A 7369-nucleotide genomic window follows, 5' to 3' on the forward strand; every position below is an offset into this window, starting at 1 on the left:
GCCGCGGCCCCCAAGCCCCTAGACTCGCGGCCGTGCGCCTGACTGCCCTGCTGCCCCCGCTGCTCGACGACCCCCTTATCGGCCGCACCGTGCGCCAGGCGGGATCGCGGGCCCGCAGCGATCGGACCGTCGTCGTGGCCCCCGGTGCCCGCCCCGCCATCCTGGCCGCCATGGCCCTGGGCGCCGACGGCGTGGCGCGGGCCGGCGGCCCGGGCGCCGAGCCTGCGCCCACCGCGCCATCAGCAGGCCCGGCGGTGCCGTCGGGGGAGGAGCAGGCCGGTGAGGCCGGCGGCACGCCCCTGCTCGTGGTCACCGCCACCGGGCGCGAGGCCGACGAGACGGCCGCTGCCCTGCGCAGCTACCTGCCCGACGACGACATCGCCGTCCTGCCCGCCTGGGAGACCCTGCCCCACGAGCGGCTCTCCCCGCGCTCGGACACCGTGGCGCGCCGCCTGGCCGTCCTGCGCCGCCTGGCCCATCCCGAGGACGCCGCGGGCGCCGGTGCGGCCGGGCTCAGCGGGCTCAGTGGGCTCAGTGGGCGCGGCCCCATCCGGGTCCTGGTGGTCCCGGTGCGCGCGCTCCTGGCGCCCGTCATCGCCGGCCTGGGCGAGCTGGAGCCCGTCGACCTGGCCCCCGGGATGGGGATCGAGCTGGAGGAGGCCGCCGCCCGCCTGGAGGCCGCCGCCTACACCCGGGTGGACATGGTCGAGGCCCGGGGCCAGTACGCGGTGCGCGGCGGCATCCTCGACCTCTTCCCGCCCACCGAGCCCCGCCCCGTGCGGGTGGACTTCTTCGGCGATGAGATCGAGGAGGTCTCATCCTTCGCCGTGGCCGACCAGCGCACCATCGAGGCCCTGCCCGCGGTCAGCGCCACCGCCTGCCGCGAGCTGGTCCTGACCCCCCGGGTGCGCGAGCGCGCCCGCGCCCTGGCCGGGGCGGTGCCCGGAGCCGCCGACATGCTCGAGCGCATCTCCCAGGGCATCGCCGTGGAGGGCATGGAGTCCCTGGCGCCGGTCCTGGTGGAGTCCATGGTGCCGCTGCTCGACCTCGTGGGGGACCGGCTCGTGGTCCTGCTGGAGCCCGAGCGGGTGCGCAAGCGCGCCGAGGACCTGACCGCCACCACCGCCGAGTTCCTGGCCGCCGCCTGGACCTCGGCCGCCAGCGGCGGCACCGTGCCGGTCGACCTGTCCGCCGCCGCCTTCGCCCACCTGGCCGAGGCCCGCGCCCTGGCCCTGTCGACCAACCGGGGCTGGTGGTCCTTCACCGCCCTGGCCGCCGGCCCCGACACCCTCCAGCTGCCCCTGCGCGACCCCCGCGCCTACCGCGGCGAGCTGGAGGCCGCCGTGCGCGACCTGGGTGAGATGGCGCGCCGCCGCTGGAGCGTCGTGGTGGCCACCGATGGCCCCGGCCCCGGGCGCCGCATGGCCCAGCTCCTGGCCGACGGCGATGTGCCGGCCCGCATCGTCACCCAGCTGAGCGAGACCGCCGAGCTGGGCCCGGCCCCCGGGGCCGCCGGGAGGAGCGGCAGCGCCGACGGCGATGATGACGCCGGTCAGGGGCGCGGCGACGGCGTCGTGCGCGTCACCCAGGCCAGTGCCGGCCACGGCTTCGTGGCCGAGGGGCTGGGCCTGGCCCTCATCGCCGAGTCCGACCTCACCGGCCGGGCCGCCGCGGGCCCCCGCGAGGCCCGCGCCCTGCCCGCCCGCCGCACCCGCCGCAGCGTCGATCCCCTGTCCCTGCGCGCCGGGGACCTGGTGGTCCACGCCCAGCACGGGGTGGGGCGCTTCATCGAGCTGAGCCGCCGCACCGTGGGCACCGCCCGCAGCGCGGCCACCCGCGAGTACCTCGTCATCGAGTACGCCCCCTCCAAGCGGGGCCAGCCCGGCGACCGCCTCCTGGTGCCCACCGACGCCCTGGACCAGGTCACCAAGTACGTGGGAGGGGACAGCCCCGCCCTCAACCGGATGGGCGGGGCCGACTGGGCCCGGACCAAGTCCCGCGCCCGCAAGGCCGTGCGCGAGATCGCCGGGGAGCTCGTGCGCCTCTACGCCGCCCGCTCCGCGGCCACCGGCCACGCCTTCGGCCCCGACACGCCCTGGCAGGCCGAGCTGGAGGAGGCCTTCCCCTACACCGAGACCCCCGACCAGCTCGCCACCATCGACGAGGTCAAGGCCGATATGGAGAGGCCCCAGCCGATGGACCGCCTCATCTGCGGCGACGTGGGCTACGGCAAGACCGAGATCGCGGTGCGGGCCGCCTTCAAGGCCGTCCAGGACGGCAAGCAGGTGGCCGTCCTGGTGCCCACCACCCTCCTGGTGGCCCAGCACGCCGAGACCTTCACCGAGCGCTACGCCGGCTTCCCCGTCACCGTCGCCCAGCTCTCCCGCTTCCAGGACGCCGCCGAGTCCGACAGGGTCCTCCAGGGGCTGGCCGCCGGGAGCATCGACGTGGTCGTGGGCACCCACCGCCTCATCACCGGGCAGGTGCGCTTCAAGGACCTGGGACTGGTGGTCATCGATGAGGAGCAGCGCTTCGGGGTGGAGCACAAGGAGACCCTCAAGGCGCTGCGCACCGACGTCGATGTGCTGTCCATGTCCGCCACCCCCATCCCCCGGACCCTGGAGATGGCGGTCACCGGCCTGCGCGAGATGTCCACCCTGGCCACCCCGCCCGAGGACCGCCACCCCATCCTGACCTACGTGGGCGCCTATGAGACCAAGCAGGTCTCGGCCGCCATCCGCCGCGAGCTGCTGCGCGAGGGCCAGGTCTTCTTCGTCCACAACCGGGTCGAGGACATCGAGTCCACCGCCGCGCGCCTGGCCGAGCTCGTCCCCGAGGCGCGCGTGGCCACCGCCCACGGCCAGATGGGCGAGCACCGCCTGGAGCAGGTCATCGACGCCTTCTGGCGCAAGGAGATCGATGTCCTGGTGTGCACCACCATCGTGGAGACCGGGCTGGATGTGTCCAATGCCAACACCCTCATCGTCGACCGCGCCGACCGCATGGGCCTGAGCCAGCTCCACCAGCTGCGCGGGCGCGTGGGGCGCGGGCGGGAGCGGGCCTACGCCTACTTCCTCCACCCCTCCGACAAGCCCCTGACCGAGACCTCCCTGGAGCGCCTGCGCACCATCGCCACCAACACCGATCTGGGGGCGGGGATGCAGGTGGCCATGAAGGACCTGGAGATCCGCGGCTCGGGCAACCTCCTGGGCGGGGAGCAGTCCGGCCATATCGCCGGGGTGGGCTTCGACCTGTACGTGCGCATGGTCTCCGAGGCCGTGGCCGCCTACAAGAAGTCCCTGGCCGCCCCGGGCCAGGACGGCGCCCGGGACCCCCAGGAGGACCCGGACGCCGAGCTGCGCGTGGAGCTGCCGGTGGACGCCACCGTGCCCGAGGACTACATCCCCCACGAGAGGCTGCGCCTGGAGGCCTACACCAAGTTCGCCGCCGCCCGCAGCGATGCCGAGGTCGACGACGTCGTCGAGGAGCTCATCGACCGCTACGGCCCCCTGCCGCAGGCCACCGAGCACCTGGCGGCCCTGGCCCGCCTGCGGGCCCTGGCCGCGGGCCTGGGCGTGCGCGAGATCGTGGCCCAGGGCAAGTCCGTGCGCTTCGCGCCGGTGGACCTGCCCGAGTCCGCCCGCATGCGCCTGACCCGCCTCTACCCGGGAACCACGCTCAAGCCCGCCACCCGCACCATCGTGGTCCCCGCCCCGGGGACGGCCCGCATGGGCGGGGGCGGGCTCAGCGGCCAGGAGGTGCTGCGCTGGGCCGAGGTGCTCCTGCGCGCCGTCGTCGCGGGCGACACCGCCTACGAGACCGAGGCCACCGCCTACCGCCGCAGATGAGGGCCGCGGGACGGCAGGGCGCGGGCCCTGGCGCAGGTCCTAGAGTGACCCGGTGAGCACCACCGCCCCCCGCCCCCTGCCGCCCCGGGTCGTCATCGTCATCGACGACCTGCACCGCCCCAACGGGATCGTCTCCTGCATGGACCTGCTGGCCGGGCAGATGCGCCAGGAGGGCATGGAGGTCGACATCCTGTGCTTCGGCCCCTGCGACCCCGACCTGGCCCAGCGCCACCGCGTCATCACCGCCCTGCCGGGGAGGCGCTGCACCTCCACCATGGCGGGCTTCGAGCGCTCCAAGACGGTGCTCAAGCCCCTGCGCCACGCCCTGACCGCCCTGTGGTGGCCGGTGGCCTCGGCCCGACTGCGCCGATTGGCCCGCAGCTGGGGGCCCGAGGCGCTGGTCATCGGCGCGGGGCTCGATGCGGTGCTCCTGCTGGACCGGGCCGGGGTGCGCCCCCGCATCCTGGTCTCCCAGGTCCATGCCGACGTCGCCGCCCTGACCCCGGCCCAATGGGCCCTCGTGCGCGGCGCCTCGGCGCTCTCGCGCACCGTCACCGCCCTGACCCCTGAGGGGGCCCAGGAGCTCCAGGACCGGGGCGTGCCCGCCGTCTTCATGCCCAACCCCGCCCCCGAGGCCGGCGGCCGGGCCGATGTCAGGGGCTCGCGCACGGTGGTCTACCTCGGGCGCCTGTCCAGCGGCAAGCAGGTCGACCACCTCATCGACGCCTTCGAGCGGGCCGCGCCCCGGGACTGGCGCCTGCGGATCTTCGGCGGCGGCCCCCTGGAGGGCGCGCTGCGCGAGCGCGCCGCCCGCGCCCGGGGCGACATCGAGCTGTGCGGCACGGTCGACGACGTCGGCCCGGTCCTCCAGGGCGCCGCCATCCACGTGCTGCCCTCGCGCTCCGAGGGCCTGTCCATGTCCATCCTGGAGGCGAACATGGCGGGCGTTCCCACGATCGCCTACGACTCCACCCCCGGGATGCGCCTGGCCATGGGGGAGCGCGCCCCCCTGGTGCCCCAGGGCGACCGGGAGGCCCTGGCACAGGCGCTCAAGCGCCTCATGAACGACGACGAGGCCCGCGTGCAGGCGGGCCGGTGGGCCGGCGAGCACGGCCGCGCCTTCAGCGCCCATGCCGTGGTGGCGCGCTGGACCGACCTGTGGCGGGAGCTGCGGGACCGCGACGGGCGGGCCGGCTGATCCGGGCCGGATGGGCGCCGGACCGCACCGGCCCATGGGGAGCGGGTCGGGGACGGCCGTGGTGCGCGGGCCTCAGCCCTGGAGCAGGCCCGGGCCGCCGCCCAGGATCCAGGGGCGCGACTGGCTCTGGTAGCGGGGGGCGTAGGCCACGTGCGAGGAGCCGTGCCAGGCCTGGTACTGGGCCTGGATGTCCGGTGCCTCCGGCAGCTGGGAGAGCTCGTTGGACAGCAGGGACAAGCGGACGACGTCCACGGCGCCATCGGACAGGGAGGCGGAGTCCACCGTCGCCGCCCCCGTCTGGGCCTGGGCCGCATCCAGCGCCTCACGCGCCTGCTGGGCGCTGACGGACAGGCCGTGGGCGCGGGCCGCATCCTCGATGAAGGGCGCATCCGCCAGGGCCTGGACCACCTGGTCGGGGCCCGCCCCCAGGGGGCCGAGCTCGGAGGCGATGCCCTGGACGCGGTCCTCGCTCAGGCGGAGCTGCTGGCGCTCGCCCTGGGAGTCGGTATAGGTGATGACCGCCGCCTGCCCGGGGTGGGCCGAGCAGCCCGCCAGCGCCGCACCGGCGATGAGCGCGCCCACCACGGCGCGGGTGAGGCGGGAAGGCTGGGGCGAACGGGTCATCATGTCCTCCACACTCCGGATAGAGAGGGTCTCAGCGGCTGAGCGGCCCGGGGGAGGAGGGGCGTGCGCGCGGCTGCGGCCGCCGGCATGCCCCTTCCTGCCGTGGTGGCCTTGATCGGCGCTTGATCATAGCAGCCGGGAGTCGTGCCGGCGCCAGGGAGCCGGGTGCCGTTGTCGGGCGCCCGCTTTCTCGCCGGGCGTGAACAAAATGAGTCCGGCAGGACCAACGCCCTCGTGGTCACGGGCGCCTGCCGCTAGGCTGGGAGCGCTTTCCGAGTCTACTCAGCATTAGGAGCACCAAGTGGCCCTCATCGAGAACGTTCACGCCCGCGAGATCCTCGACTCCCGTGGCAACCCCACCCTGGAGGTCGAGATCCTCCTGGAGGACGGTGCTTCTGCTCGCGCCGCCGTCCCCTCCGGCGCCTCCACCGGCGCCTTCGAGGCCGTCGAGCTGCGCGACGGCGACAAGGGCCGCTACCTCGGCAAGGGCGTGGAGAAGGCCGTGGCCAATGTCAACGACATCATCGCCCCCGAGATCATCGGCTACGACGCCGCCGACCAGCGCGGCCTGGACAAGCTCATGATCGACCTGGACGGCACCCCTAACAAGGGCAAGCTCGGCGCCAACGCCATCCTGGGCGTCTCCCTGGCCGCCGCGCAGGCCTCCGCCGAGTCCGCCGGCCTGGACCTGTTCCAGTACGTCGGCGGCCCCGGCGCCCACGTCCTGCCCGTGCCCATGATGAACATCCTCAACGGCGGCTCCCACGCCGATTCCAATGTGGACATCCAGGAGTTCATGATCGCCCCCATCGGCGCCCCCACCTTCCGTGAGGCCCTGCGCTGGGGCGCTGAGGTCTACCACGCCCTCAAGGCCGTGGTCAAGGAGCGCGGGCTGTCCACCGGCCTGGGCGACGAGGGCGGCTTCGCCCCCAACCTGGACTCCAACCGCGAGGCCCTCGAGCTCATCGTCGAGGCCATCGAGAAGGCCGGCTACACCCCCGGCAAGGACATCGCCCTGGCCATGGACGTGGCCTCCACCGAGTTCTTCGACGAGAAGACCAAGACCTACAGCTTCGAGGGCGAGGCCCGCGACAACGCCTGGATGGTCGACTACTACGAGAAGCTCATCACCGACTTCCCGATCGTCTCCATCGAGGACCCGCTCTCCGAGGACGAGTGGGAGGACTGGAAGGCCCTGACCGACAAGATCGGCGACCGCGTCCAGATCGTGGGCGACGACTTCTTCGTCACCAACCCCGAGCGCCTGACCAAGGGCATCGAGATGGGCGCGGCCAACGCCCTGCTGGTCAAGGTCAACCAGATCGGCTCCCTGACCGAGACCCTGGAGGCCGTGGAGCTGGCCCACCGCGCCGGCTACAAGTCGATGACCTCCCACCGCTCCGGTGAGACCGAGGACGTGACCATCGCCGACCTGGCCGTGGCCACCAACTCCGGCCAGATCAAGACCGGCGCACCCGCCCGCGGCGAGCGCATCAACAAGTACAACCAGCTGCTGCGCATCGAGGAGGCCCTGGGCGAGGCCGCCGTCTACGCCGGCGCCGGCGCCTTCCCCCGCTTCAAGGCCTGAGCCCGCCCGCTTGAGGCCACGCACCCACTCTCCGGGGTGGGGGGGGGGGGGGGGGGGGCCCCCCCCCCCCCCCCCCCCGGGGGGCCCCCCCCCCCGACGCGGGCCCCGGGC

At 74.4% G+C, this 7369-nt stretch carries 4 protein-coding genes; 3 read left to right on the forward strand and 1 reads right to left on the reverse strand.

Translation table 11 applies throughout. From position 1 onward, the window contains the following. Positions 1-32: 32 nt before the first annotated feature. Positions 33-3848, forward strand: a complete 3816-nt coding sequence (gene mfd, locus J5X07_RS08815; protein WP_208479532.1) for a transcription-repair coupling factor — start codon at positions 33-35, stop codon at positions 3846-3848. 52 nt (positions 3849-3900) lie between these two features. Then, the gene (locus J5X07_RS13425) at positions 3901-5046 is read left to right on the forward strand and encodes a glycosyltransferase (protein WP_124933708.1); all 1146 of its coding nucleotides are present in this window, start codon (positions 3901-3903) and stop codon (positions 5044-5046) included. 72 nt (positions 5047-5118) lie between these two features. On the opposite strand, the gene J5X07_RS08825 is transcribed toward J5X07_RS13425, so the two are convergent. Further along, on the reverse strand, positions 5119-5670 hold the full coding sequence (locus tag J5X07_RS08825) for a hypothetical protein (RefSeq protein WP_124933707.1): 552 nt from the start codon (positions 5668-5670) through the stop codon (positions 5119-5121). 301 nt (positions 5671-5971) lie between these two features. On the opposite strand from J5X07_RS08825, the gene eno reads away from it, so the two are divergent. Then, on the forward strand, positions 5972-7258 hold the full coding sequence (gene eno, locus J5X07_RS08830; protein ID WP_124933706.1) for a phosphopyruvate hydratase: 1287 nt from the start codon (positions 5972-5974) through the stop codon (positions 7256-7258). The last annotated feature ends 111 nt before the right edge of the window (positions 7259-7369 follow it).

Source organism: Actinomyces bowdenii, from assembly GCF_017592395.1.
GTDB classification, from domain to species: domain Bacteria; phylum Actinomycetota; class Actinomycetes; order Actinomycetales; family Actinomycetaceae; genus Actinomyces; species Actinomyces bowdenii.

Excerpts from the sequence above, each read along its gene's own strand:
- J5X07_RS08825 (WP_124933707.1), bottom strand. The coding sequence starts at position 5,670 with ATGACCCGTTCGCCCCAGCCTTCCCGCCTCACCCGCGCCGTGGTGGGC.